28 protein-coding genes are annotated in these 26,406 nt (G+C 32.8%); 24 read left to right on the plus strand and 4 right to left on the minus strand.

All coding sequences use genetic code 11. The features are described 5' to 3' along the window. Nucleotides 1-10 precede the first annotated feature (10 nt). The 15 genes from IF125_RS00100 (at nt 11) to IF125_RS00170 (ending at nt 16,607) form a co-directional block, all read left to right on the plus strand. Nucleotides 11-370 carry an FtsL-like putative cell division protein gene (locus IF125_RS00100; protein ID WP_171621893.1) on the plus strand — a complete coding sequence of 120 codons (360 nt, stop codon included), beginning with the start codon at nt 11-13 and terminating at the stop codon, nt 368-370. Beyond that, nucleotides 348-2,330 (plus strand): penicillin-binding protein, encoded by a 1,983-nt coding sequence (locus IF125_RS00105; RefSeq protein WP_225541099.1) that lies wholly within the window; start codon nt 348-350, stop codon nt 2,328-2,330. Before IF125_RS00100 ends, IF125_RS00105 begins: the two co-directional genes overlap by 23 nt. Continuing rightward, nucleotides 2,327-3,790, plus strand: coding sequence for a UDP-N-acetylmuramoyl-L-alanyl-D-glutamate--2,6-diaminopimelate ligase (locus tag IF125_RS00110; RefSeq protein WP_225541100.1), 1,464 nt, complete (start codon nt 2,327-2,329; stop codon nt 3,788-3,790). Before IF125_RS00105 ends, IF125_RS00110 begins: the two co-directional genes overlap by 4 nt. Before the next feature lie 3 nt (nt 3,791-3,793). Next, nucleotides 3,794-5,035: a phospho-N-acetylmuramoyl-pentapeptide-transferase gene (gene mraY, locus IF125_RS00115; protein ID WP_225541101.1), complete on the plus strand. Its 1,242-nt coding sequence runs from the start codon at nt 3,794-3,796 to the stop codon at nt 5,033-5,035. A 2-nt stretch (nt 5,036-5,037) separates the two neighbouring features. Next, nucleotides 5,038-6,372 carry a UDP-N-acetylmuramoyl-L-alanine--D-glutamate ligase gene (murD, locus tag IF125_RS00120; protein WP_225541103.1) on the plus strand — a complete coding sequence of 445 codons (1,335 nt, stop codon included), beginning with the start codon at nt 5,038-5,040 and terminating at the stop codon, nt 6,370-6,372. Nucleotides 6,373-6,386: 14 nt separating this feature from the next. After that, nucleotides 6,387-7,586: an FtsW/RodA/SpoVE family cell cycle protein gene (locus tag IF125_RS00125; protein ID WP_188319186.1), complete on the plus strand. Its 1,200-nt coding sequence runs from the start codon at nt 6,387-6,389 to the stop codon at nt 7,584-7,586. After that, on the plus strand, nt 7,558-8,664 hold the full coding sequence (gene murG / locus IF125_RS00130; protein ID WP_225541105.1) for an undecaprenyldiphospho-muramoylpentapeptide beta-N-acetylglucosaminyltransferase: 1,107 nt from the start codon (nt 7,558-7,560) through the stop codon (nt 8,662-8,664). Before IF125_RS00125 ends, murG begins: the two co-directional genes overlap by 29 nt. After that, nucleotides 8,664-10,004, plus strand: coding sequence for a UDP-N-acetylmuramate--L-alanine ligase (gene murC, locus IF125_RS00135; RefSeq protein ID WP_225541107.1), 1,341 nt, complete (start codon nt 8,664-8,666; stop codon nt 10,002-10,004). Before murG ends, murC begins: the two co-directional genes overlap by 1 nt. A 1-nt stretch (nt 10,005) precedes the next feature. Then, nucleotides 10,006-10,737, plus strand: a complete 732-nt coding sequence (locus tag IF125_RS00140) for a cell division protein FtsQ/DivIB (RefSeq protein ID WP_225541109.1) — start codon at nt 10,006-10,008, stop codon at nt 10,735-10,737. After that, nucleotides 10,724-12,166 carry a cell division protein FtsA gene (gene ftsA, locus IF125_RS00145; RefSeq protein WP_171621902.1) on the plus strand — a complete coding sequence of 481 codons (1,443 nt, stop codon included), beginning with the start codon at nt 10,724-10,726 and terminating at the stop codon, nt 12,164-12,166. The genes IF125_RS00140 and ftsA overlap by 14 nt, the downstream gene beginning before the upstream one ends. A 56-nt stretch (nt 12,167-12,222) precedes the next feature. After that, nucleotides 12,223-14,058 (plus strand): cell division protein FtsZ, encoded by a 1,836-nt coding sequence (ftsZ, locus tag IF125_RS00150; protein WP_225541225.1) that lies wholly within the window; start codon nt 12,223-12,225, stop codon nt 14,056-14,058. Nucleotides 14,059-14,159: 101 nt separating this feature from the next. Next, complete coding sequence (locus IF125_RS00155; protein WP_171621903.1) at nt 14,160-14,612, plus strand: GatB/YqeY domain-containing protein; 453 nt, start codon at nt 14,160-14,162, stop codon at nt 14,610-14,612. Nucleotides 14,613-14,936: 324 nt separating this feature from the next. Further along, nucleotides 14,937-15,458 (plus strand): septal ring lytic transglycosylase RlpA family protein, encoded by a 522-nt coding sequence (locus tag IF125_RS00160; protein WP_171621904.1) that lies wholly within the window; start codon nt 14,937-14,939, stop codon nt 15,456-15,458. A 174-nt stretch (nt 15,459-15,632) separates the two neighbouring features. Further along, complete coding sequence (locus IF125_RS00165) at nt 15,633-16,169, plus strand: RNA polymerase sigma factor (RefSeq protein WP_225539376.1); 537 nt, start codon at nt 15,633-15,635, stop codon at nt 16,167-16,169. A gap of 33 nt (nt 16,170-16,202) precedes the next feature. Beyond that, nucleotides 16,203-16,607 (plus strand): hypothetical protein, encoded by a 405-nt coding sequence (locus tag IF125_RS00170; RefSeq protein WP_225539377.1) that lies wholly within the window; start codon nt 16,203-16,205, stop codon nt 16,605-16,607. Between the two features lie 7 nt (nt 16,608-16,614). Here the strand turns inward: IF125_RS00170 and IF125_RS00175 are convergent, their stop codons facing one another. The 3 genes from IF125_RS00175 to mnmD all read right to left on the minus strand — a co-directional run bounded on the left by IF125_RS00175 (nt 16,615) and on the right by mnmD (nt 18,534). Continuing rightward, nucleotides 16,615-16,911 carry an ATP-dependent Clp protease adaptor ClpS gene (locus IF125_RS00175; RefSeq protein ID WP_171621907.1) on the minus strand — a complete coding sequence of 99 codons (297 nt, stop codon included), beginning with the start codon at nt 16,909-16,911 and terminating at the stop codon, nt 16,615-16,617. Between the two features lie 6 nt (nt 16,912-16,917). Next, on the minus strand, nt 16,918-17,745 hold the full coding sequence (prmA, locus tag IF125_RS00180; RefSeq protein ID WP_171621983.1) for a 50S ribosomal protein L11 methyltransferase: 828 nt from the start codon (nt 17,743-17,745) through the stop codon (nt 16,918-16,920). 72 nt (nt 17,746-17,817) lie between these two features. After that, the gene (gene mnmD / locus IF125_RS00185) at nt 17,818-18,534 is read right to left on the minus strand and encodes a tRNA (5-methylaminomethyl-2-thiouridine)(34)-methyltransferase MnmD (protein WP_225541110.1); all 717 of its coding nucleotides are present in this window, start codon (nt 18,532-18,534) and stop codon (nt 17,818-17,820) included. Nucleotides 18,535-18,614: 80 nt separating this feature from the next. Between mnmD and IF125_RS00190 the strand changes: the two genes are divergently transcribed. The 5 genes from IF125_RS00190 to IF125_RS00210 all read left to right on the plus strand — a co-directional run bounded on the left by IF125_RS00190 (nt 18,615) and on the right by IF125_RS00210 (nt 21,740). Next, on the plus strand, nt 18,615-19,676 hold the full coding sequence (locus IF125_RS00190; RefSeq protein ID WP_171621909.1) for a branched-chain amino acid aminotransferase: 1,062 nt from the start codon (nt 18,615-18,617) through the stop codon (nt 19,674-19,676). A 107-nt stretch (nt 19,677-19,783) separates the two neighbouring features. Then, nucleotides 19,784-20,806 (plus strand): DUF4407 domain-containing protein, encoded by a 1,023-nt coding sequence (locus tag IF125_RS00195; RefSeq protein WP_188319179.1) that lies wholly within the window; start codon nt 19,784-19,786, stop codon nt 20,804-20,806. Nucleotides 20,807-20,859: 53 nt separating this feature from the next. Continuing rightward, entirely contained in the window at nt 20,860-21,288 is a 429-nt protein-coding gene (locus IF125_RS00200; protein WP_225539379.1) for a hypothetical protein, read from the plus strand. Between the two features lie 30 nt (nt 21,289-21,318). Then, nucleotides 21,319-21,555 (plus strand): hypothetical protein, encoded by a 237-nt coding sequence (locus IF125_RS00205; RefSeq protein ID WP_225541111.1) that lies wholly within the window; start codon nt 21,319-21,321, stop codon nt 21,553-21,555. Next, nucleotides 21,537-21,740: a hypothetical protein gene (locus IF125_RS00210; protein ID WP_225539381.1), complete on the plus strand. Its 204-nt coding sequence runs from the start codon at nt 21,537-21,539 to the stop codon at nt 21,738-21,740. Before IF125_RS00205 ends, IF125_RS00210 begins: the two co-directional genes overlap by 19 nt. Before the next feature lie 124 nt (nt 21,741-21,864). Here the strand turns inward: IF125_RS00210 and folP are convergent, their stop codons facing one another. After that, a complete protein-coding gene (gene folP / locus IF125_RS00215; protein WP_225541112.1) occupies nt 21,865-22,689 on the minus strand; it encodes a dihydropteroate synthase in 825 nt (274 codons plus the stop codon). A 53-nt stretch (nt 22,690-22,742) separates the two neighbouring features. Here folP and IF125_RS00220 point away from each other — a divergent pair, with 53 nt between their 5' ends. The 4 genes from IF125_RS00220 to tpiA all read left to right on the plus strand — a co-directional run bounded on the left by IF125_RS00220 (nt 22,743) and on the right by tpiA (nt 26,328). After that, the gene (locus IF125_RS00220; protein WP_225539382.1) at nt 22,743-23,291 is read left to right on the plus strand and encodes a DUF1599 domain-containing protein; all 549 of its coding nucleotides are present in this window, start codon (nt 22,743-22,745) and stop codon (nt 23,289-23,291) included. Next, nucleotides 23,288-24,412: a BT_3928 family protein gene (locus tag IF125_RS00225; RefSeq protein ID WP_225541113.1), complete on the plus strand. Its 1,125-nt coding sequence runs from the start codon at nt 23,288-23,290 to the stop codon at nt 24,410-24,412. Before IF125_RS00220 ends, IF125_RS00225 begins: the two co-directional genes overlap by 4 nt. A 3-nt stretch (nt 24,413-24,415) precedes the next feature. Beyond that, the gene (locus IF125_RS00230) at nt 24,416-25,498 is read left to right on the plus strand and encodes an ABC transporter permease (RefSeq protein ID WP_225541114.1); all 1,083 of its coding nucleotides are present in this window, start codon (nt 24,416-24,418) and stop codon (nt 25,496-25,498) included. A gap of 71 nt (nt 25,499-25,569) precedes the next feature. Beyond that, nucleotides 25,570-26,328 carry a triose-phosphate isomerase gene (gene tpiA, locus IF125_RS00235; RefSeq protein WP_225541115.1) on the plus strand — a complete coding sequence of 253 codons (759 nt, stop codon included), beginning with the start codon at nt 25,570-25,572 and terminating at the stop codon, nt 26,326-26,328. Nucleotides 26,329-26,406: the final 78 nt, after the last annotated feature.

Here is a 26,406-nt window from a genome sequence, read left to right on the forward strand (position 1 = left end):
TAGATAAGAAATGGCAAAAAAGAAAAAAATATTACCAGAGAAAAAAACGTTTACAGGTTTGTTGAGAGGTGAGTTTTTAATTAAAACAGGCTCAGAACAAAACTGGAAGTTTATGTTGTATTTGGTAGGTTTAGCTTTTTTGAGTATTTCGAGCTCGCATTTAGTGGATCGAAAAGTAGTTCGAATTGCTGAATTGCAAGATAAAGTTGAAGATTTAAAATCTCAATATACAGATAAGCATCGCGATTTGATGCGTATGCAATTAGAAACAGAAATCTTAGAGCGTACAGCAGTGTATGGTTTGAAGATTCCAGATAAACAACCTTATTATATAGTAGATAAAGTGTATGACACAATCGACGAAAAATAAAAACAATATGGTCATCAAAGGATGGGTTTTTGCCGGCGCACTTGCGATCTGGGCCATCTTTATTATTGTTTTTATGTTTCGAATTAATATAATAGAAGGGGTTGAATTAGAGCGGTTTGCAGAAAAAAACAACTTTAGATTAGATACAGTTGCAGCTGAACGTGGAAACTTGTACGCCTCAAATGGTGCTTTAATGGCCACTACAGTTACAAAACATAATATTTATGTCGATTTAACTGTGATCAAAGATGAATTATTTAAGACAGAAATGCATAATCTTGCCGATTCTTTAGGTAAGATGTTTACAAAATCGCCTTCTTATTTTTACGATAAATTTTCTACAGAACGTAATAAGAAAAATCGCTACATGATGTTAGTGAAGGATTTGGATTATGAAGAGTATCAACGAATCAGAAAATTCCCAATCTTTAATAAAGGTCAAAATAGAGGTGGATTTATCCATGAAACAGAATCAAAACGAGAATTAATAGTTCAAGATATCGGCGTTCGTACAATCGGTTACGATGATCGTCGTGGTAAAGTAGGCTTAGAAGGTGCTTATTCTGATTTATTAAGCGGTGTTGAAGGCCGTCGTTGGGAACAATTCATGGGACGTGGAAAATGGAAACCAATGAAAAGTTGGGAACAAGAACCACAATCAGGTTCTTCTGTTTACACGACAATTGATGCCGATTTACAAATGGTTGCATACGATGCGCTATACAAACAACTTTCAGAATTCGAAGCAGAACATGGAAGTATTGTTGTTATGGAAGTGAAAACTGGAAAAGTTCGTGCGATTGTTAATTTATCTCGTAAAAAAGATGGTACATATATAGATGATTATAACTATGCAGTTGGAGAAGCTGCAGAACCAGGATCTACTTTTAAAACAGTTTCGTTGCTTGCCGCAATGGATGATGGTTATATCAATAAAAATTCAATTGTAGAAACGGGTAACGGAAGCTATAAATTTTATGGCCGTACAATTACAGATTCACATGGTTACGGAACATTAACGGTAGATGGTGTGATGAAAAAATCATCGAATATTGGAACAGCTAAAATTATTAATCAATATTACGGAGAAAACCCAAAAGCTTTCTTCGAAAAAATGGATAAATGGCATATGACTTCTCCTCTTGGTGTGGATATTTTGGGAGAAGGAAAACCAATTATGCATACGCCAGATAGTAAATCATGGAGTAATATTACACTGCCAGTTATGGGATACGGCTATGGGTTACAATTAACTCCGATACAAATAGTAACTTTTTATAATGCAGTTGCAAATAATGGTAAAATGTTGAAACCATTATTTATGGATAAAATTACACGTAAAGGTGAACCTGATAAAGTTTTTGAACCAGTTGTTTTGGTTGATCAGTTAACTTCTTTGGAAAATGTAAAACAAATGCAAGAAATGTTGCGTGGTGCAGTTGAACAAGGAACAGGTAAAATTATTAGTAATAGTAATTACGATATCGCTGGTAAAACAGGAACTGCTCGTGTAGATTATTGGAAGAAAGATGGTAGAGGAATGCAATATCGTGCTTCGTTTGCAGGGTATTTTCCGGCAGAAAAACCAAAGTATTCTTGTATTGTTGTCGTACATAAACCAAATACAGCCAAAGGATTTTATGGAGGAAGTGTAACAGCTCCTGTTTTTAAGAAAATTGCCGATTGGGTATATTCAAAAACTCCCATACCTTTGCCACGCGATTTAGTAAAAAAGAACGCGGTGAATGAGTTTAAAAAAGAAGATAAAATTGTAACTAATGAATCTAAAAATATAGTACCAAATGTTACTGGTCATACAGGATCTAAAGCAATTCCGGTATTAGAAAATTTAGGTTTAGATGTACAATATTCAGGATTTGGAAAAGTGACAACTCAATCCATTCCTGCAGGGACAAGATTTAAGAAGGGTGAGACAATTTATTTAATGTTGGAAGGATGAGAAATTTAGTTGATCTATTATTTAAAGTTTCCATCTCAGAAACGATTGGTTCAACAAAAGTTGAAGTCAATACTATTCAATTTGATTCAAGAAAAGTATCAAAAGATGATGTTTTTGTTGCTGTAAATGGAGTTTCAGTAGACGGACATCACTATATAAGTAAAGCAATAGATTTAGGTGCTAAGGCAATTGTTTGTGAAATTTTACCAGAAAATATAGTTGATGGTATAACATATGTAAAAGTTGAAAATTCGACAATCGCATTAGGTGTTTTAGCTTCTAATTTTTATGGAAATCCAACAAAGGATTTAAAACTTGTTGGAGTTACAGGAACAAATGGGAAAACAACAACAACGACATTGTTGTACGAATTGTTTACAAAATTAGGGTATGCTTGCGCATTAATTTCGACAATTAAAATTGTAATTGATGGTGAAGTGATTCCATCTACGCATACAACGCCAGATATTTTGACATTAAACAAAATGTTTCGCGAGGCTGTAGATAGAGGTTGCGAATTTGCTTTTATGGAAGTTTCTTCGCACGGAATTCATCAAAATAGAATTGCAGGTTTGCATTTCGAAGTTGCTGGATTTACGAATATCACACACGATCATTTGGATTACCATAAAACTTTTGCAAATTATCTTGCAGCTAAAAAGAAATTTTTCGACGATTTACCAAAAACGTCAACAGCAATTTCAAATGCAGATGATAAAAATGGAAAAGTGATGCTTCAGAATACAGTGGCCACAAAAAGATTGTACGCACTAAAAACTGATGCAGATTTCAAAGGAAAAATTATCGAACATCAATTTGATGGAATGCAATTAGAATTCAATGGAAAAGAATTCTGGACATCATTAATTGGTCAATTTAATGCCTATAATTTGGTATTAGTTTTTGGTATAGCCTCAATTTTAGGGCAAGATGAATTAGACGTCTTAAAAGCATTGAGCACACTTGGAAATGTAGATGGTCGTTTTCAAACATTTCAAACGAAATCAGGTATTATTGTGATTGTAGATTATGCACATACGCCAGATGCTTTAGAAAATGTTTTGGATACAATTGAAGGGATTCGTACCAAAAATGAAAAATTAATAACAGTTGTAGGTTGTGGTGGAGATCGCGATAAAACAAAACGTCCTGAAATGGCTGATATCGCAAGCGAAAAATCTAATCTTGCCATTTTTACATCAGATAATCCAAGAACAGAAGATCCAGAAGAGATTCTACGTGAAATGGAAGTTGGTGTGAAACCGCAATTTTATAATCGCACCCTGAAAATTACAGATCGTAAAGAAGCTATAAAAACAGCACTTAAAATGGCTGAGCCAAAAGATATTATTTTGATTGCAGGAAAAGGTCACGAGACATATCAAGAAATTAACGGAGTAAGAACACATTTTTCTGATGTTGAAATAGCGTCAGAATTGAGTAAAATATTGAACAAATAAAGAATGTTATACTATTTATTTGATTATTTAGAGAGTATCAATTTCCCTGGAGCACGCATGTTTCAATACACGTCTTTCCGCGCGGGAATGGCAATTTTATTAGCCATGTTCATCAGTTTGTTTTACGGAAAACGAATTATTAGTTATTTACGTAAAGAACAAATGGGTGAAATTGTTCGTGATTTAGGGTTGAAAGGACAAATCGAAAAAGCAGGAACGCCAACTATGGGTGGTTTAATCATCATATTAGCAACGTTAATTCCTACTTTACTTTTTGCAAAATTAGATAATATTTACATCATCATTTTGTTGGTTTCAACAATTTGGTTAGGTGTTATTGGATTTTTAGATGATTACATCAAAGTATTCAAGAAAAACAAAGAAGGTTTACAAGGTAAATTTAAAATTTTAGGACAAGTGGGTCTTGGAATTGTAGTTGGTTTAATGCTTTATTTCAGTCCAACAGTTACTGTAAAACATCAAGAAAACAGAGTGAAAGTCCAAGCAGGAACTGAACAAACGGAATACAATCGAGCAATTAAATTTGGTCCAGAAGAAAAAACATTAGAAACAACGATGCCTTTCGTTAAAGGGAATGAATTTAACTATTCAGATATTTTATTTTGGATGGATGCAGATGATCGTCCTACATGGGCAGTTGCAGCAATTTTCATTTTTGCGGTAATTTTTATCATTACAGCAGTTTCGAATGGAGCCAATTTAACAGACGGTATCGATGGTTTAGCAGCTGGTAGTTCAGCTGTAATTATGGCGGCGATTGCTATGTTTGTTTTCGTTTCGGGAAATATCATGTTCGCAGATTATCTGAATATCATGTTTATTCCTCGTTCTGAAGAAGTATTGATTTTCTGTGGTGCTTTCCTTGGAGGTTTGATCGGATTTATTTGGTACAATACCTATCCGGCGCAAGTATTCATGGGTGATACAGGGAGTTTGACAATTGGAGGTGTTATCGCAGTTTTGGCAATTATCGTTCGAAAAGAATTGTTACTACCGATTTTGTGTGGAATATTTTTCGCAGAAAGTTTGTCAGTTATGTTGCAAGTGTCTTATTTTAAGTACACGAAAAAGAAATTTGGTGAAGGTCGTAGAATCTTTTTGATGTCTCCTTTACATCACCATTTTCAAAAATTAGGATATCACGAAAGTAAAATCGTGGTTCGTGCCATTATCATCGGAATCATTTTAGCGGTAATTAGTATTATTACCTTAAAAATTAGATAAAAATGAAAAGATTAGTCGTTTTAGGAGGAGGAGAAAGTGGCGTAGGAACAGCTATTCTTGCGAAGAAAGAAAACTTTGAGGTTTTTCTTTCAGACATGGGACAAATAAAAGATAAATATAAACAACTTTTGGAGGATCACGGAGTCGCTTATGAAGAAGGACAGCATACAGAAGATTTAATTTTGAATGCAGACGAAATCATGAAAAGTCCAGGTATTCCTAAGAAAGCAGCACTAATTCAGAAATTAGAAGCGAAAGGCGTTTCAATTATTTCTGAAATTGAATTTGCATCTCGTTACACAGATGCAAAAATTATTGCGATTACAGGATCTAATGGAAAAACAACAACAACAAGTTTGATGTTCCATATCCTAAAGCAAGCTGGATTAAATGTAGGATTAGGTGGTAACATCGGAAAAAGTTTTGCAAAATCTGTAGCTGAAGATAACTTCGACTATTATGTGTTAGAAGTGAGTAGTTTTCAGTTAGACGATATTAAAACAGATTTCAAACCGTATGTTGCAATTTTATTAAACATTACACCAGATCATTTAGACCAATACAACTATCAGTTTGATTTGTATGCAAAGGCTAAATTCAGAATAACTGAAAACCAAGATGAAAACGATTATTTTATCTACAATTTGGATGATCCAAAAACAATGGAGATGATAGATCAGATGAATATTCGCGCTCATCATAAACCGTTCACAATGATGGATGCAACAAATGAAGCATACGCAAATAATGAATTGTTCCGTGTGAGCGATTCGAATGGTGATTTTACAATGTTAGTGAATGATTTAGGATTAATTGGAAAACACAATGTTTCTAACTCATTGGCTGCGGCTGTAGCTGCAAAAATTATTGAAATCAATAATGAGGATCTAAGAAAGAGTTTGTCGGATTTTAAATCTGTTGAACATCGTTTAGAACCTGTTTTGACAATTGGCGGAATTGATTTTATCAACGATTCTAAAGCAACAAATGTTAATGCAACTTATTATGCGTTAGAAAGTATGACGAAACCAATCGTTTGGATTGTTGGTGGAACTGATAAAGGAAACGACTATAGCGAAGTTTTACCTTTCGTTAAAAAGAAAGTAAAAGCAATCGTTTGTTTAGGTGTTGATAATACCAAAATTATTGATTTTTTCAGTCCATACATCGATACAATTGTCGAAACGAATAATATGAAAGATTGTGTTGCTAAATCCTATCAATTGGCAACAAAAGGAGAAACGGTTTTATTGTCACCAGCTTGTGCAAGTTTCGATTTGTTCAACGGTTACGAAGATCGTGGCGATCAATTTAAAGAAAACGTACGCAAATTATAATAACAAACTAACCAATGTCTACCATCGTACAAAAATATTTTAAAGGCGATAAACCGCTTTGGGCTTTCATTTTATTGTTAGCACTATTTTCGTTCTTACCAGTTTATTCGGCAAGTTCTAACTTGGTGTATACAGTAGGTTCAGGAACTATTTTTGGACATTTAGGTAAACATGCCGTAATTCTTTTAATTGGTTTATTTTTCATTTATGGATTACAGCGTGTGGATTATCGTTGGTTTGGCTTATTTGCTTTAAGTGCAGTTCTTTTACTTTCAGTAGTTTTGATCCTGACGCTCGTACAAGGACAAACAATCGGTGGGGCAAATGCTGCTCGATGGTTGACGATTCCAGGAACAGGGATAGGTATTCAACCATCTATGATAGCTTCACAAGCATTGTTGATTTATATTGCTCGTTATTTGACAAAAAATAGAGACAAAGAATATACATGGAAAAATACCTTAATTCCTTTATTTTTACCAATCCTTGCTATTGTAGGATTAATTTTTCCTTCTAATGGATCAACAGCGTTGATGTTAGCTGGAATGTGTGGGATATTATTGATTATTGGAGGATTTCCATTCAAGTATTTATTTACAATTGCAGGATTAGGGATTCTTTTAGGAGGAGGGTTTGTTTGGTTGGCTTTTAATAAACCAGATTTAATTGCAAATTCGCGTGTACACACATGGATGTCACGTATAGAGAAATTTAATGATGATTCGGGTTTAGAAAGCTACCAAGTTCTACACGCAAAAGCAGCAATTGCAAGAGGTTTAAATGAAATGGCAGGACCAGGAAAAAGTGTTTTTAAACAGACTTTACCTCAGTCTTCTTCCGATTTTATCTTCGCAATTATTGTAGAAGAGTACGGTGCCATTGGTGCAATTTTATTAATTGGAATTTTTCTTTTGATATTAATTCGAATTTGTATCATCGCATCTAAAATTCATACCATTTTTGGTACGCTACTTGTATTTGCAGTCGGCTTACCAATTATCGTTCAAGCAATGGTGAATATGGCGGTTGCTGTAAATTTAATTCCAGTAACAGGACAACCATTACCAATGATTAGTTATGGTGGAACATCCATTTGGATGACATGTATTTCGTTCGGAATAATTTTGAGTGTTAGTACTCAAATTAAATCGAAAGAAGAATTAGAACAAGATAGAAAAGTATTAAGTGAAGAATACATCGAAGACATCGCCTAAAGTTTTGATAAGTGGCGGAGGAACAGGTGGACATATATATCCAGCTATAGCAATCGCAGATGAAATAAAACGTCGTTTGCCAGATGCTCAAATTCTGTTTGTAGGAGCAGAAGGAAGAATGGAAATGGAAAAAGTACCAAAAGTTGGTTATGCTATAAAAGGCTTACCAATTTCTGGATTTGATAGAAGTAATATGAAAGCGAATTTAAAATTTCCTTTCAAATTGATAAAAAGTTTAAGTCTTGCAAAGAAAATCTATACTGATTTTCAACCAGACTTAGCTATTGGTACAGGAGGTTATGCAAGTGGACCAATGTTGTGGATAGCGGGAAGCAAAAATGTTCCGATTTTATTACAAGAACAAAATTCGTTTCCGGGTGTTACCAACAAAATTTTGAAAAATAAAGCAAAGGCTATTTGTACAGCTTACGAAGGAATTTCACAGTTTCCACAAGAAAAAGTGCATTACACAGGAAATCCAATTCGTGCCGAAATTTTTCAAAACTTACCATCCAAATCAGAAGCAATTTCTGTTTTTGGATTAGATCCAGAAAAACCAACTATTTTATCTGTTGGAGGTTCGCAAGGATCAAGAGCAATGAATAATGCATGGTTAGAAAACCTTGAGGAATTTGTTGCAAGTGGTGTTCAGTTAATTTGGCAAACAGGAAAGTTAGATTATCAAAAAATCAAAAACTTGGTTGGAGATAAATATCCAACCATTCATGTAACCGAATTTATTTACAACATAAAAGATGCGTATGCAGCTTCGGATATGATTGTTTCTCGTGCAGGAGCTATGGCAATTTCGGAATTGTGTATAGTTGGTAAAGCAACAATTTTGCTTCCTTTACCAACAGCGGCAGAAGATCATCAAACTAAAAATGCGCAAGCGTTGGTTGAGAGAGAGGCTGCGATTATGGTAAAAGATGCAGATGCAAAACAAAATTTAGTCAAAGAGGTAATTGCTTTGGCAAACAATGAAAAATTAAAAAATAAATTATCTCAAAACATCAAGCAATTAGGGAAACCGAATGCGACAAAAGAGATTGTAGATATATTATTGAATTTATTATAATGAATATTTTAGATAAAACATATTATTATTTCATCGGTGCAGGAGGAATCGGAATGAGTGCGTTGGAACGTTTCTTCAAATCAATCGGAAAAGAAGTTGCAGGTTATGACAAAACACAAACCGAACTGACAACTGAATTGATTACTGAAGGAATTGATATTCATTTCGAAGATAATATCGAGTTAATTCCAGCAGGGATTAAACCAGAAAATACATTGGTGATTTATACACCAGCGGTACCAAAAGATCATTCCGAACTAAATTATTTTTTAGTGAATGATTTTAAAGTCATGAAACGTTCTGAAGTGTTAGGTGAAATTACCAAACATACCTACAATATTGGCGTTGCGGGAACGCACGGGAAAACAACAACTTCGTCTATTTTAGGGCATATCCTAAAAGTAGCAGATGTAGAAAGTACAGCATTTTTAGGTGGTATTGCAGAAAATTACGATTCAAATATCATTCTAAATGGCTCTAAATATACGGTTGCTGAAGCAGATGAATTTGACCGTTCTTTTTTACGCCTTTCTCCGAAATTAGCCATTATTACAAGTGATGATCCTGACCATTTGGATATTTATGGAGAGCGTGAAGAAGTAAAAAAATCATTTCAAGAATTTGCAGCAATTGTAGAAGAAAAACTATTTGTTCGCAAAGGTTTAAATTTTGAAAATGCTTTTACTTACGGAGTTGAAGAAGATGCTGATTATAATGCGCATAATGTAAGAATTATTGACGGGCATTATGTTTTTGATGTAACGACTCCTCATGGAGAAATGCAAAACATCGGAATTTTATTGCCAGGTCATCATAATATGGAAAATGCTCTTGCAGCATTAGCTGTAGCAGAATATTTAGGGATTTCTCTTGATAAAATAAAAGAAGCTTTAGCAAGCTTTGTGGGAGTGAAAAGACGCTTTAATCGTTTCGAAGCAAATGGAAAAATTTATATCGACGATTATGCACATCATCCAACAGAATTGAATGCTGCAATTCGTTCAGTTCGTGAATTATATCCGGGTAAAAAAGTGTTAGGAGTATTTCAACCTCATTTATTTACACGAACACGTGACTTTGCTGATGAGTTTGGAGCAAGTTTAAGCCAATTAGATAGCCTTATTTTATTAGATATTTATCCGGCAAGAGAGCTTCCAATCGAAGGTGTATCATCAAATTGGTTGTTAGAAAAGGTAGAATTACAAGAAAAAATAGTATCTTCATTAGAAGATAGTTTAGCGAACATCAAAAAACGAGATTTTGATGTGTTATTAACTGTAGGAGCAGGAAATATTGATACAATTGTTAAACAAATAAAAGAATGGTTAAGTGAAGCATAAATTGAAAATCATACAAGTGATTTTTGGAGTTATCTTGCTAATCGGTTTAATTAGTTTTACGGTAATTAAGAATGCTTCGCGTACTGTGGAAAAAATTGATGTGGCATTTGTTCAGCCCGTTGAAAATTATTTTATCAATGACGAATCGATAAAAGATATAATCAACAAAGATGGAAAAGACATTATGAAACAAACCTTGAGAGAGGTAAATGTAAAAGATATCGAACAAAAAATAAATAAGAGTCCCTTTGTAGATTCTGTACAAGTGAGTAAAAACATTAATGGACATTTACGACTTGATATAAAAGCAAATACAGCAGTTGCTCGAGTGAAAACGCTGACAAATGAGTTTTATTTGACAACCAAAGGCGAAAAAATGCCTTTATCTAAATTAAGTTCAGCGGATGTAATTTTGGTTTCTGGTGATGTAAAACCGAATGAGTATGAGGATTTGAGTAAATTTGTTCAAGCTTTGAAAGCAGATGAATTATTAAAAAATCACATCATAGCCATTCAGAAAGTAGGACAACGTTCATTTAATTTAATTGTAAATAGTGGAAACTATTATATAGAATTAGGTACTTTAAATAATTTTGAACAAAAGTTACATAATCTGAAATTGTACTATTATCAATACATCGATTTTATAGGAACAGAAGATTATGAAAAATTGAGCTTGAAATTTGTAAACCAAGTTGTAGCAACCAAACGAATAAAAAATGGAGAACAATAGTAAGATTGCAGTTGGCTTAGACATAGGAACTACAAAAATTGTAGCACTTGTCGGACGAAAAAATGAAAACGGAAAAATTGAAATTCTTGGACACGGACAAGCAAAAAGTTTGGGTGTACACAGAGGAGTCGTGAATAATATTACGCAAACTATTAATTCGATAAAAGAAGCAATTGATAAGGCAGAAAGGTCTTCAGGTGTCAAGATTACTGATGTAACCGTTGGTATTGCAGGACAACATATCCGTAGTTTACAACATAGCGATTACATTACACGTACCAATTCAGAAGATGTGATAGATGATAATGATTTAAAATTATTGACAAATCAGGTCTATAAATTGGTGATGTTACCAGGAGAAGAAATTATCCATGTTCTTCCGCAAGAATTTAAGGTTGATAACGAAGGAGAAATTCGAGAACCAATCGGTATGTACGGAAGTCGTTTAGAAGCCAATTTCCATGTGGTTGTAGGACAAGTTTCTTCTATCCGAAATATTGCACGTTGTGTAAAAGCCGCAGGTTTACGCTTGGCAAGTATCACTTTAGAGCCTATTGCATCTTCAAGTGCAGCACTTAGTGAAGAGGAAAAAGAAGCAGGTGTAGCATTGATTGACATAGGTGGTGGTACAACAGATATTGCAATTTTTAAAGATAGTATCATTCGTCACACATCGGTTATTCCATTCGGTGGAAATGTGATTACAGAAGACATTAAAGTTGGATGCTCTATTATCGGAAAACAAGCCGAAGCTTTAAAAGAAAAATTTGGCTCTGCTTGGCCTGGTGAAAATAAAGAAACAGAAATTGTCTCGATTCCTGGATTAAAAGGGCGCGAAGCAAAAGAAATATCATTAAAAAGACTGTCACAAATTATCCATGCACGCGTGCAGGAAATTTTAGAACAAGTCTATTTAGAATTGAAAAACTACGGTTGCGAAGATCAAAACAAAAAATTGATTGCAGGAATCGTTTTAACAGGTGGTGGGTCAAAATTAAAACACATTCGTCAATTAACAGAATATGTTACAGGTATGGATGTGAGAATTGGATACTCCAACGAGCATATTGTAGGTGCTAAAGCAGAAGAAATCAGCGGTCCTGAATATGCAACATCTGTTGGATTATTGATGAAAGGGTTAGAAGAGTTAGCGGCAAATTATCAGCACGAAATTTATGAAAAACCAGTAATTGATAACCTAAACAATCAAGAAGAACTAGAAATAGGTGGATATTCCTCACAATCAAAATCAACAAACGTCGCTACTGATGTTGAAAATGTAAAAATACCTAAAAGGGAAGAAGTTGTTGATGAATTCTTGGATCAAGAAATTGGAGATAAGAAAGAAACTAAATCTAAACCAGAAAAGAAGAATTTCTTTTCGAAATGGACGGATAAATTTATCCAAATGATTAACGAAACCGAATAATAAGAATAAACTAAGAATAAATTACGAACCAATTTAATAAGAAGAATATGAGTGATATGTTATCAGGAGATATTGTGTTCAATTTACCAAAGAGCCGATCTCAAGCTATCAAAGTAATCGGAGTAGGTGGTGGAGGTAGTAATGCCGTAAACTACATGTTTGAACAAGGAATCGCGGGAGTAGAGTTTGTGATCTGTAACACAGATTCTCAGGCTTTAGCTAACAGTCCAGTTCCAACAAGAATTCAATTAGGACAAGCAATAACTGAAGGTTTAGGCGCTGGTGCAAATCCTGAGGTAGGAGAGCAATCTGCTATCGAGAGTATGGATGATGTGAAAGCTGTCTTAGACGAAGGAACTAAAATGGTTTTTATAACTGCTGGAATGGGTGGTGGTACAGGAACCGGAGCAGCGCCAGTAATTGCTGGTATTGCAAAAGAAATGGATATCTTGACTGTAGGTATTGTAACAGCGCCATTCTTTTTCGAAGGAAGAATGAGGTTGGAACAAGCTGAAAAAGGTATCGAAAAATTAAGACAAAACGTAGATTCATTAATTGTAATCAATAATGATAAATTACGTGAGTTATACGGAAACTTAGGTTTTAAAAATGGTTTCTCTAAAGCTGATGAAGTTTTAACAACAGCGGCAAAAGGGATTGCAGAAGTTATTACACAACACTACGCAATGAACATCGATTTACGTGATGCACGTACAGTTCTTAAAAACTCTGGTACAGCAATCATGGGATCTGCACAAGGTTCTGGTGAAAACAAAGCAAAAGACGCAATTTCTTCTGCTTTAGACTCTCCATTGTTGAATAATAACAAAATTACAGGAGCACGAAATGTGTTGTTATTAATTTTATCTGGTAATAATGAAATTACAATGGATGAAATTGGAGTAATCAATGATTACATTCAACAAGAAGCAGGTAATAGCGCAAATATCATCATGGGTATTGGCGAAGATTTAGATTTAGGCGATTCTATCTCTGTAACTGTTGTTGCAACTGGTTTTCCTACAGAAGATCAAGCATATACAGGAAAAGAAGAACAAAAAATTATTCACACTTTAGAGGAAGAACAACCGATTAATAAGACGTTATCTGTAGAGCAACCTTTTGTAAATCGAGTAAAACCGATGACATTAGACTTTGGTCGTTCTAATGCTTCTCAACAAGCGCCACAACAAAATCAAACGCCAGAAGCGCCTCAAAAGAACTATCGTGATGCAGATGTTAATCAAAGTTTTCAACAACAAACTTATCACAATACTCCAGTTGAATCTTTTGAAGAAAATAACTCTCCAAAACGATACGTTTTAGATGATGTTGAGGATGAGTCAGTGCAAGAAAAACATTCTTACGACGACTTTGAACCACGTTTGAAATCTGATTTTAACCGTACGCAAGAGCCATCGAATAATGCAAATAATAATCAAACATATAATTCATATTCAAATCCTGTAGCTTCAGAACAATCTAATTATCCTCAAAATAATTATGCTGGATACCAAGCTCCTCAAAATAATGGATATGGAAATGTAGAACCGATTCAATCAAATGTATCGCAGTCAACAGCTTCGCAAATAGAACATGTTCAAGTTGCTGTAGATCCATTTAATCAACCAATCGAACAGTCTAATGACCCTGAATTGAATAGTATGATTGAAGAGAGAAGAAATCGTTTGAAACAATTTAATTTTAAATTTAATAACACGATGACAAACTCTCAGGTAGATGAATATGAGGCCATTCCTGCTTACAAACGTCAAGGATTGAATTTATCTGATCGTAATGATAAACAATCATCTGATTTTTCGGTAGGTACAAACCGTAACAACGAAACTCAAATTCGTCCAAACAATTTTCTACACGACAACGTAGATTAATAAAGGATCACTCGTAAAAAATATTCTTATTATAGAAAAGGTTCATTGCTTTTGCGATGAGCCTTTTTTTGTCTTAAATTTGTAGTCTAAAAGCAAAACAAATGAATTTAGAAACTCAAATAATGGCACAGTTAAAAGAAGCGATGAAAGCTAAAAATACTGTTGCTTTAGAAGCTTTAAGAGCTGTAAAATCTGAATTATTATTAGCTAAAACATCTGGAGCTAATGGTGATTTATCAGAAGATCAAGAAATTGCTTTATTACAAAAACTTGTAAAACAACGTAAAGAAGCTGCTGAACAATTTGAAGCAAATGGACGTGTAGAATTAGCGGAAAAAGAATTGGCACAAGCAGAAGTTATTCAACAATTTTTACCCGCCCAATTAACAGACGAAGAGTTAACAGCTGTAATTCAAGAAATAGTGACTAAAGTTGGCGCTACTTCACCTAAAGATATGGGAAAAGTAATGGGAGCTGCATCATCTCAATTAGCTGGTAAAGCAGAAGGAAAGTTAATTTCAGCTAAAGTAAAAGATATTTTAGCAAGTTTATAATTGATTTTTAAATCGTTAAAAATTAAGAAAAAGGTAAAGTCTTATAGGCTTTACCTTTTTTATTTCTCAATTTGATAAATATCTTTAAATTATATAAATATATTATATTTTGAAAAACAATTATATATCCGATTTAAACGAATAATTGCCAAAAAAATTAGGATTATTACTTTATTTTAACATTAAATTAACAAATCGCTGTAAGTAACATTATAAGTAAAACACAGGAGATTTAAGAATTAAAAATCAATGGATTAGAATAATTCTAAATAAGAAGGTGTTTATACCCTTAAATTTGCAAAGTAAATCAGAAAAATCTAAAGGATGACGAAAAGCATTACAGCGTTTATAGCAATGTTAATGATTTTTCCAATAGCAAATGCTGATGGTAAAATTTTTAAGGAATCGGGTATTAATGAAGCAATTATTGTACCAGCTTCTGAGAAAAGATTTAGTAATGATGTTGATAATGATACCATCAAACAAGATACATTATCAATTGAAGATGAAAAGTTGGTTGGAGAACTTATCGAGAGTAGTGCTCGAAAAATCTCGACAGGAGTTGTTTCTTGGTATGGAGACAAATTCCACGGACGCAAGACAGCTAGTGGTGAAAAGTATGACAAACACGAACTTACAGCTGCCCATAAGTCTTTACCATTTGGTACGAAAGTAAAAGTTACGAATATCAGAAATGGTAAATCTGTGGTTGTAGAAATCAACGACAGAGGTCCATACGCTAAATCTAGAGTTTTAGACTTAAGTCAAGCTGCATTCAGCGAAATCGGTCACACCAATACAGGAGTGATGAAAGTTGAATATGAAATTATCAAAAGCGAAGACTAAAAAAAGGCTAAGATGTTCAGAAAAAATAAAAAGGTTTGAGAAATATTTCTCAAACCTTTTTTATTATGTTCATATGTAAAAAAATGCTACTGAAGATTTTAACTTAAATATATATAAAATATACTTTTTTATACTTCTAATTTTAATAGCTTTACATCTTAATTTACTTTACGATTGGATCAGGACATATCAACTTTTATACGAGATAAAAAATTAGAAGAAGCTTTTAAATTAATTGTGAAAGAATATCACCAGAAGGTTTATTGGCAGATACGTCGCATGGTTTTGATTCATGAAGATGCGGACGATGTGTCGCAGAATGTATTTATAAAGGTTTATCAAAACTTGGATTCTTTTAAAAATGAGTCAAAATTTTCGACATGGATTTTTAGAATTGCGTATAATGAAACCATAAATTTTATTCATAAAAATGCAAAAGAAAGAAATGTTTCGTACGATGATTATTCGATGAATGTCGCCAATAATTTGTCTTCTGATGTATATTTTACAGGTGATGAAATTCAACAAAAGTTACAAGAAGCAATTGCAAGTTTGCCAGAAAAACAACGTACAGTTTTTTTGATGAAATATTACGAAGAATTGAAGTATGAACAAATTTCTGAAATCTTAGGAACATCGGTAGGAGCACTCAAAGCATCCTACCACCATGCAGTGACAAAGATTAAAGAATTTTTAGAACTTGAAGATTAAACCTTTTTTTAATTTTATTGTCTAAGTGGTGATATGAAGAATGATTTAAAAAATAATTTTAAAGTTCCTGATCATTATTTCGATGATTTGCAGAATGAACTATATCTGAATTCTTTCAAACAAAAAGAAAATTTAACTGTACCGAATCAATATTTTAATGATTTGGAAGAGAATATAATTGCTAAAACAATCAATAAAAAAGAAACAAAAGTTATCCATTTTACTAAGTGGTGGGCAGTTGCTTGTTTAATTTTTATTGCTTTAATTGCTCTTCCTTTTATGATTAATTCTTCTCAAAAATCACAAGAAGTTGTTGATACAAAAACGGAGATTCAGGTTTATGAAAAAATTTATGATTCGTATATAGTAAGTGATCAAAATAAAAAATCGTCCAATGTAACATTAGACGATTCTGATTTTGTTTTATATAATTATTAAGAAATTTTTAAATAATTTCTGCGCTCAAACCTCGGTTCAATAACTCTGTGCATCGAGGTTTTAAATCTTCTAATTCACCAGTCAATACTTCGCATTTACCTTTGTAATGAATTAAAATCGAACATTGTTCTGCTTGTTCTGGTGTATGTTCACAAACATCAATTAACGATTCGATTACCCAATCAAATGTATTCACATCATCATTGTAAACGATAATTTGATACTTGTGCGATTCTTGCTCCAATACATCAACAGCCGAATCTTTTTCCGTTTCCCATAGAGGTTGCGTTGCGTATTTTATCATATCATTTTATTTTTTGAAATGCAGTGCAATCCACTCATTTCGTTGTTTTTTAGATACAAATTTTAAACCATTTTCGGTACAGAAAGTCAAGATGTCATCAAAATCTTGTTCCATTAAACCACTTAAGAATAAATCACCATTTTCGTTCAATACATTAATATAAGAAGGAATTTGGCTGATTAAAATATTTTTGTTGATATTGGCTAAAATAACGTCAAATTGTTTGCTTCCTAACAATGAATTATCTCCCATTTTGGCATCCAAACTTACACCATTTCGTTTTCCATTTTCGATAGAGTTTTCAACAGCCCATTCATCAATATCAATGCATTCTGCATAGTTTGCACCACGCTTCATTCCTAAAATTGCAAGAATAGAAGTTCCACAGCCCATGTCCAAAATGTCTTTTCCTGTAAATTCAGTTTCCAAGATATATTCTACCATCAAATGTGTTGTAGAATGGTGCCCTGTTCCAAACGACATTTTTGGTTGAATGATAATTTCGTACGGAATATTTTCTACTGTTTCGTGGAATTCGGCACGAATTAAACATTGATCATTTACTAAAATTGGTGTGAAATTTTCTTCCCACGTTGCATTCCAATTTTGTTGTTCGATTTCTTGACGCGTATAGGAAAAATCAATGTTCTCTATAGAATCGATTACTTCTTTTACATCATCAATATTTTCTTCTGTTTTTGGCATGTAAGCATCAAAACCTTCCTCGTTTTCAACAAAACTTTCAAAAGGTAATTCAGAAATCATTGCAATAATAATTTCATTAAAAGGCTCTACTACCGCAACTTTAAATTTATATTCGATATAATTTGTCATAAAAAATATGGAAAACATCAAATTATTTTCCGATGCAAATTTACGATTTTTAAAATTAACTTGTCAATGAGATTATTTCGTAATAGAAAAGTTCTTTAGACCAACCATCATTTCCCGTTTTCCAGGAGGTCCTGGACGTTTATGCACGATATAACCCAAATCTTTTAACCCTCTTTTAATACTCCCTTTTGCAGCATAAGTAGTGAAAATAGCAGAGTTTTTAGTGACAGAATCTACGATTTCTAATAATTCTTTTTCCCATAATTCGGGTTGAACACGCGAACCAAAAGCATCGAAATAAACTAAATCGACGTTTTTTTCTTGAATATTTTTGAGATTGAAAAAATCTTCTTCCACTTTTTTGAATTCAAAATAAGGTGAAATCTTGTGCCATTTTTCCCAATTAGAATCAAATAATAGCTGATAATATTCTAAAAACTCTGTTTTACGATCTTCTAATTCAGGATAAAGTTTAAACACATTTTCAAAATAATTAACCAACTCAAATTCCTCCTTAGAAACCGGAAACTTTTCGATTCCAACATATTGCACAGAAATTTTATTTTTCTCTGCTTCTATTAAAGTGATAAACGAATTTAATCCCGTTCCTAATCCAATTTCTAAAATTTTAATAAAATCTTTTGTTTCTTTAAAATGATGTAATCCATTTTGAATAAATACATGAAAAGCCTCTTGTACAGCGCCATGTTTGGAATGATAAGATTCATCCCAATCTTCAATATAGATGGTTTTTGAACCGTCTTCAGTTTCTTGAATAATTCTTTTCATCGTCGAAAGTTATGATATTTATTATGAAAAAGTGCAAATAAAATGTACCTTTGATAAGCACAAACAAAATATATCGTAAAATGATTATAGAAAAAATTGCTGAATCTAAATTCAATGATTCAGTTTTCGACTCTACTGTTTTTGGTAAAGAGTTTACAGACCATATGTTAATCGCGCACTACAAAGATGGTAAGTGGGATGAGCCTAAAATTGTACCTTATGGTCCAATTTCGATGACTCCAGCAGCGATGTCTTTCCATTATGGACAAACAATTTTTGAAGGAATGAAAGCTTACAAGAATGATGAAGAAGAAGTGTTTATCTTCCGTCCTGAGAAAAATTTTGAGCGTTTTAATCTTTCTGCTGCTCGTCTTAATATGCCTCAAATTCCAAAAGAAATTTTTATTGATGGTTTAAAAACTATTATTGATTTAGATCGTCAATGGGTACCAAAAGATTACGGAACGTCTTTATACATTCGTCCTGTAATGTTTGCGACAGAAGAAGCAGTTTCTGCAAGAGCATCTAATGAATTCATCTTTGCTATTTTATTGGCTTATGCTCCTAATTATTACGACAAACCTTTATCAGTTAAAATTGCTGATTACTACAGCCGTTCTGCCCAAGGAGGTGTTGGTTTTGCAAAATGTGGTGGAAATTATGCGGGATCTTTCTTCCCAACTTCAGAAGCACAAAAAGATGGATATGATCAGGTAATTTGGACAGATTCTATCGAGCATAAATACATCGAAGAAGCAGGAACAATGAATGTAATGGTACGTATCGGAAACAAAATTTTAACTGCGCCAACTTCAGAGCGTATTTTGAATGGTGTAACGCGTGATTCAGTTTTGACGTTAGCTAAAGATAATGGATATGAAGTTGAAGTACGCCCTGTCGAAGTACAAGAGTTATATGATGCATACAAATCCGGAGAATTAAAAGAAGTATTTGGTTGTGGAACTGCTGTTGTTATTACGCAGTATGATGCAGTAGGATTTGGAGAAGAGCGTGCGCAATTACCTACTTTAGCGGAAGAAGATTCTTTTGCTTTACAATTGAAAAAGAAATTAAAAGATATTCAGTACGGATTAGCGAATGATCCTTACGGATGGAGAATTAAAATAGAAAAACAAGCTTAATTTATTTTTAAGTAAATTTTTTTAAAAATTTAAGCTGACAATTTGATTGTCAGCTTTTTTTGGCACGATATTTAATATTATGTTATACAAAGTACTATATTTGTAAAATGAATGGACTACAAAAATTTTTAATCATCTGTTCGGGGAGTAGCTTTGAACTCTTGAAAAAAACACCTACTGATATAAACAAACATATAGGTATCGGGGGTGTCATCTTATTTACGGGGATTTTGGCTGCTTTGTCAGCGGGTTATGCCTTAAATACAGTTTTTGATAATATATATGCAGCAACTGGATTTGGATTATTGTGGGGATTGATGATTTTTAATCTTGACCGTTATATTGTAACCTCGATGAAGAAATCAGGGAGCCTTTTCCGTCAGTTTTTTATTGCTTTACCACGTATTTTGGTTGCCATTTTGTTAGGTATTGTCATTTCGAAACCGTTAGAATTAAAAATCTTCGAGAAAGAAATTAACAAGCAATTAAATGTTATTGTCAATCGAAATAAAGCTGAATTACAAAAAGGAATTGATGCACGTTATGCAGAATTAGGAACTCCTTTTTTGAATGAAAGAAAAGAAATTTATGCTCAAATTGATCAATTAAGAGCTGAATATAATACAGCTTCTACAGAATTGGAAAAAGAAGTTGTAGGAACACAAACAGAAACAACAACAGGTCGTGAAGGTTATGGGCCAAATGCCAAACGAAAGGCAGAATTGAAAAAACAAAAAGCTGCCGAAATCGAAACCTATATTCAACAATCTTCGCCTCGTTTAGCAGAGATTAACAAAGAATTAGATCGATTGAATGTTGCAAAAGAGAAAGAAATTGATGCGGCTAAACCAACGGAAGAAAATTACAACGGATTTGCAGCTCGTATGCAGGCTTTAGATGAATTATCTACAACAAACGCTATTTTAGGAACTGCCGCTATTTTTATTGCTCTTGTTTTTATTTCATTAGAAACAGCTCCTGTTTTAGTGAAATTAATCGCACCAAAAGGTCCATATGACTTTTTATTAGAAAAACACGAATACAGTTTTAAGATTTTTAGTCAAGAATCCATTCAGATTATGGATATCAAATCTGAAAAACGATTAAAACACGAATTAGAAAAAGTATAAAATCAAAAAAAGTAACTTCCATTTGAAGTTACTTTTTTAATTTTGCATGATATATGGAAAGTTATAAAATAGAAATTTACGGAGAAGACGAAAACCAAATTCAACGAATGGAAGAGGTAATCGCTCCTATAAAAGATATACAAGATTATTTTTGGAAATTACTTTGGATTGATGGCGAAAGTGAGACGGATGAATATTCTGTTTTCGAATTGCAAGAAGTGATCGATCAACAAGAAGGGATTTTTGTAGAATATGACCAATTAGAAAGTTTGTGTTACAAAATGGAACATGTAACGGAAGCCTTGATTATTGGTGATCGAAAAGAAAATAATTTACATGTAAATATTGAGGACGAAAATTTATACGACAACGAAGTTGTATTTGAATTTGTGAAAGATTCGCATTGGCAAATTTTGACTTCTGATATCAATGTGGTTGATACGTACAAGGTTTTCTTTCCGAATAGTAAAATTATTGAATAGTATTTTGTAATTTAGTATAAATCATTCAAAATGAATACTGAAGAATTAAAATTAAATGTAATTAACCAAATTAATCAATTAAACGATTTTAGAATTATTGAAGAGATTCAACAGTTGATTAATTTTGAATCTTCAACAGAGGAATATCAATTAAATGAAACTGAAATTAATCGTGTAGAAGATACTCAAAAGGAGTATAAAAAAGCTAATATTTTGAGTGAAGATTTAGCAAATCAAGAAATTGATCAATGGCTAAACGAAAAATAGTTTGGACAAAAACAGCTCATGTAGAACGAAAAGAAATTCTTGAATATTGGTTATTAAGAAATAAATCTAATCGTTTCAGTATAAAACTAAATCAGTTAATTCTTGAGATTTTAGATGATTTAAAAGATAATCCAACTATTGGAAGAAAAACTTCTATCAAAAATGTAAGAGTTAATAAGAGTTAAATTAATTCGAAATAATTTGTTGTTTTATGAATACAATAAAAAGGAATTAATTGTATTAAGTATTTGGGATGCTCGTCGTAATAATAAATAACAAAGCCACTTTAAAAAGTGGCTTTGTTATTTATTATTGATTTAATTTTTGAAATATTTGTAAGGTTTCTTTTGCTTCTTTCACATCATGCACACGCAAAATTTTTGCACCTTTTTGTAATGCAACCATATTCAAAATAGAAGTTCCGTTGAGCGCTTCTTGAGGAGTTGAGTTGAACAAATTATAAATCATCGATTTTCTTGAAATACCAACTAATAATGGAAATTCGCCGAATCCCAACGTTTCTATTTTACTGAATAATTCGTAATTATGATTCAATGTTTTGGCAAATCCAAACCCAGGATCCAAAATAATATCATTCACTTTTGCAGCTTTTAATTGCGCAATTTTCTGTGAAAAATATTCGTTAACTTCAAGTGTGATGTCGTTGTATTCTGGATTTTTTTGCATTGTTTGTGGCGTTCCTTTCATGTGCATCAAAATGTATGGTACATTTAATTCCTTGATGGCATCAAACATATTTTCGTCCAATTCCCATCCCGAAACATCATTGATAATTGAAGCGCCAGCTTTTACAGCTACGCGCGCCACATTTCCACGAAATGTATCAATCGAAACAATGAGTTCAGGATATTCTTCAATAATTTTTTCGATAATAGGTGCAGTTCTATCTATTTCCTCTTGCTCCGAAATATTTTCAGCTCCAGCTTTTGTCGAATATCCACCAATGTCTATTATATCGGCACCTTCGGACAAATGTTTCTCAACTTTTTCTAAAATTAAATCGATCGAATGATGACGCCCTCCATCATAAAAAGAATTTGGCGTTGTATTCAAAATTCCCATAATTTTTGGCTCGTTGAAATCAATCAAACGACCATTACAATTAATTGTCATATCTTAGAAGTTCTTTAAGCAATTTCAATTATTTTTGAAATCGAAACGAAATTATGAAAAATACCTCAATTCAATTTAAAGAAATCATCTCAGTTTGTCGAGATTTATATACGAAGAAATTACAAGATTATGGTCCAGCTTGGCGTGTGCTGCGTTTGCCGTCGTTAACAGATCAAATTTTTATCAAAATAAATCGTATCCGTACGCTACAAGAAGCAACAGAACGTTTGGTAGATGAAGACGAAGAAGGTGAGTTTATTGCAATCGTCAATTATTCGATTATGGCATTGATTCAGTTAGAGCTTGGATTTGCAGATCAACCTGATTTAACAGATGAACAAGCAATTGATTTGTACGATAAATATGCGATTATTGCGCACGATTTGATGATGAAAAAAAATCATGATTATGGTGAAGCTTGGCGAGATATGCGTGTAAGTTCGATAACGGATTTAATTTATCAGAAAGTCCTACGCACAAAAAGTATCGAAGATAATAAAGGAAAAACGATTGTTTCAGAAGGTTTAGATGCAAATTATTTGGATATGATTAATTATTCGATTTTCGCAATGATTTTAATTAACGAAAATAAAACGTCATGAAATATCTTGTTCAATTTGCACGAATTATAGTTGGTGTCATTTTTATTATTTCTGGATTTGTAAAAAATGTAGATCCAATCGGATTAAGTTTCAAATTAGAAGAATATTTTTCGCCTACCGTTCTTAATATTCCTTTTTTAGAAAGTTTGAGTTTGCCTTTGGCAACATTTTTCTCAATTTTTGAAATTGTTTTAGGTGTATTGTTATTGCTTGGTGTTTGGAAAAGATTTACAACGATTTCTTTATTATTGACGATAATTTTCTTCACATTTTTAACATTTTATTCGGCTTATTTCAATAAAGTAACCGATTGTGGATGTTTTGGTGATGCTTTAAAATTAGAACCTTGGACATCGTTTTATAAAGACGTTGTGTTATTGGTATTGATTATTATTTTGGTTGTCGGACAACAATATATCAAGCCGTTATTTGTTGAAAAAGCAAATTATGCAATCAATTTTATGACGATTTTAGCTTCTGCAATTATCGCTTATATTGGAATTAATCATTTGCCAATAATTGATTTTAGACCTTATGCAGTTGGAAAAGACTTGATTGAAGGAATGAAATCTCCACAAGAATTGGGATTGAAACCAACAACATATAAAACTATTTACACGATGAAAAATAATGTTGATGGTAAAGTAGTCGAAATTGATGATGCGCAATATATTGCTGATGACAAATGGTACAAACACGGAACGCCTTGGATAATTGAAGCGGATAAAACACGAACTATTGTCGAGAAAAAAGGATACGAACCTCCAATTCACGATTTTAGTTTTGATTGTAATGGCATTGATAAAACTTCTGAGATTCTAAATGCACCGAAAGTGATTGTTTTTGTTGTTCCTTTTGTTGAAAAGGTAAATGAGAAGCAAATTGAAAAATTGAATATTTTAGGAAAAGAAGCTTCTAAATATAAAGGATATAGAGTTGTTACGGTTTCAAATAATCCGATTAAAGGTTTGGAACTTGAAAATTGTTTTATGGATCAAACAACAATGAAAACAATTATTCGCTCTAATCCAGGTGTAATGATTTTAGAAAAAGGAACGGTGAAAGCGAAATATCATGACAATGATTTTCCTTCGCTTAATCAATTAGAAGATTTATTTTAACAAGTGATTAATTATATTTTAAATAAAATTTTCTACGGATTTTTGACACTTTTCGGAGTTGTTACCGTTGTTTTTTTAATGTTTTCAGTACTTCCTGGGGATCCTGCTCGTATGATGCTTGATCAAAAAGAAGATCCAGGGCAATTGGCTCAAATTCGTAAGAATTTAGGTTTAGATCAACCTTTATGGAAACAATATGCGTTTTATTTGAATGATCTTTCGCCGGTTTCGTTTCACAATATTGATGAAACGAATACAACCTACACATCGTTAAGTTCAGATAAATACAAGTACACCAAATTAGTTGATTTTGGAACAAATGAAATGGTGTTGAAAGCGCCCTATTTGCGAGAATCTTTCCAAAAACAAGGAAAGAATGTCAGTACAATTATTGGAGAAACGCTGCCTAATACAATGGTTTTGGCTATTGCTGCTATTATTATTGCAACTATAATTGGTGTTGCATTGGGAATTGTTTCTGCTTTAATGAAAGATACGTGGCTTGATCGCATGTTATTGGTCATTACAAGTTTTGGTATGAGTATTCCTTCGTTCTTTTCGGCGATTATAATTGCATACATTTTTGCATTTTTGATGCACGATATTACGGGTCTTAATATGATTGGTAGTTTATATGAGGTAGATGATTTGGGAGAAGGAAAACATTTGATGTTGAAAAATTTAATTCTTCCTGCTATAACATTAGGTTCGCGACCATTAGCAGTTTTTACACAATTAACACGAAATTCGTTGTTAGAAGTTCTCAATCAAGATTATATTCGAACAGCTTTTGCAAAAGGTTTGTCCCGTAAAACAGTGATTACAAAACATGCTTTACGCAATGCATTAAATCCAGTGATTACAGCTATTTCTGGTTGGTTTGCATCGATGTTGGCAGGTTCGGTTTTCGTAGAATTTGTTTTTGGATGGAATGGATTAGGAAAGGAAATTGTAAATGCTTTGAATACATTAGACTTGCCAATTGTTATGGGAGCTGTTTTAGTGATTGCAGTCATGTTCATTGTGATTAATATTTTGGTTGATATTCTTTATGGAATTCTTGATCCACGCGTTCGCATAAAATAAATCAGGTAGAATATCACGAGAAATAATTATCTTGCAGTAAATATTAAAACCAATATAAAATACACTTTTTTATGCGTGATAGAATAGTAGCAGGAAACTGGAAAATGAACTTAAACTATGAAGAAGCAATTCATTTAGCAACAAATCTGAATGCTTGGGTGGCAGACAATCAGCCAATAGCTCAAGTGATTATTGCGCCTTCTTCTATTTATTTACAAACTTTATTAGAAGCTATAGACGAACAATATGTTAAGGTTTCTTCTCAAGATATTTCAGCTCACGATAAAGGAGCTTATACAGGTGATATTTCAGCAGAACAATTGGATAGTATTGGGTTAGACTTTGCTATTATTGGACATTCTGAACGTAGAGAATATCAAGGAGAAACAGATGAGGTTATTGCTGCAAAATTGAAACAAGCATTCAACTATCAAATTAATCCAATCCTTTGTGTTGGCGAAAAGTTAGAAGAACGCGAAGCGGATAAACATTTTGATGTAGTAAAATCACAAATCATGAATGCTTTAAGTTCACAAAACCATGATGATCTTTCTCGTTTGATTATTGCATACGAACCAGTATGGGCAATTGGAACAGGTAAAACAGCTACACCAGAGCAGGCACAAGAAATTCATGCATTTATTCGAAAAGTGTTGAATGATGAGTTCGGAGTAGAAGTGGCAAATGATACAAGTATTTTATACGGAGGAAGTGTGAATGCACAGAATGCAAACGAAATTTTTGCTCAACCAGATATTGATGGTGGTCTCGTAGGAGGTGCTTCACTAAAATTTGACGACTTTGTGCAGATAATAGCTGCATGTAAATAATATAAAGAAACTCAATCGAAAGATTGAGTTTCTTGTTTTCCTTCAATTCCTTTATTTATGTAGGGTTCAAATTTACGT

This window comes from Empedobacter stercoris, from assembly GCF_020281205.1.
Classification (GTDB): Bacteria; Bacteroidota; Bacteroidia; order Flavobacteriales; family Weeksellaceae; genus Empedobacter; species Empedobacter stercoris.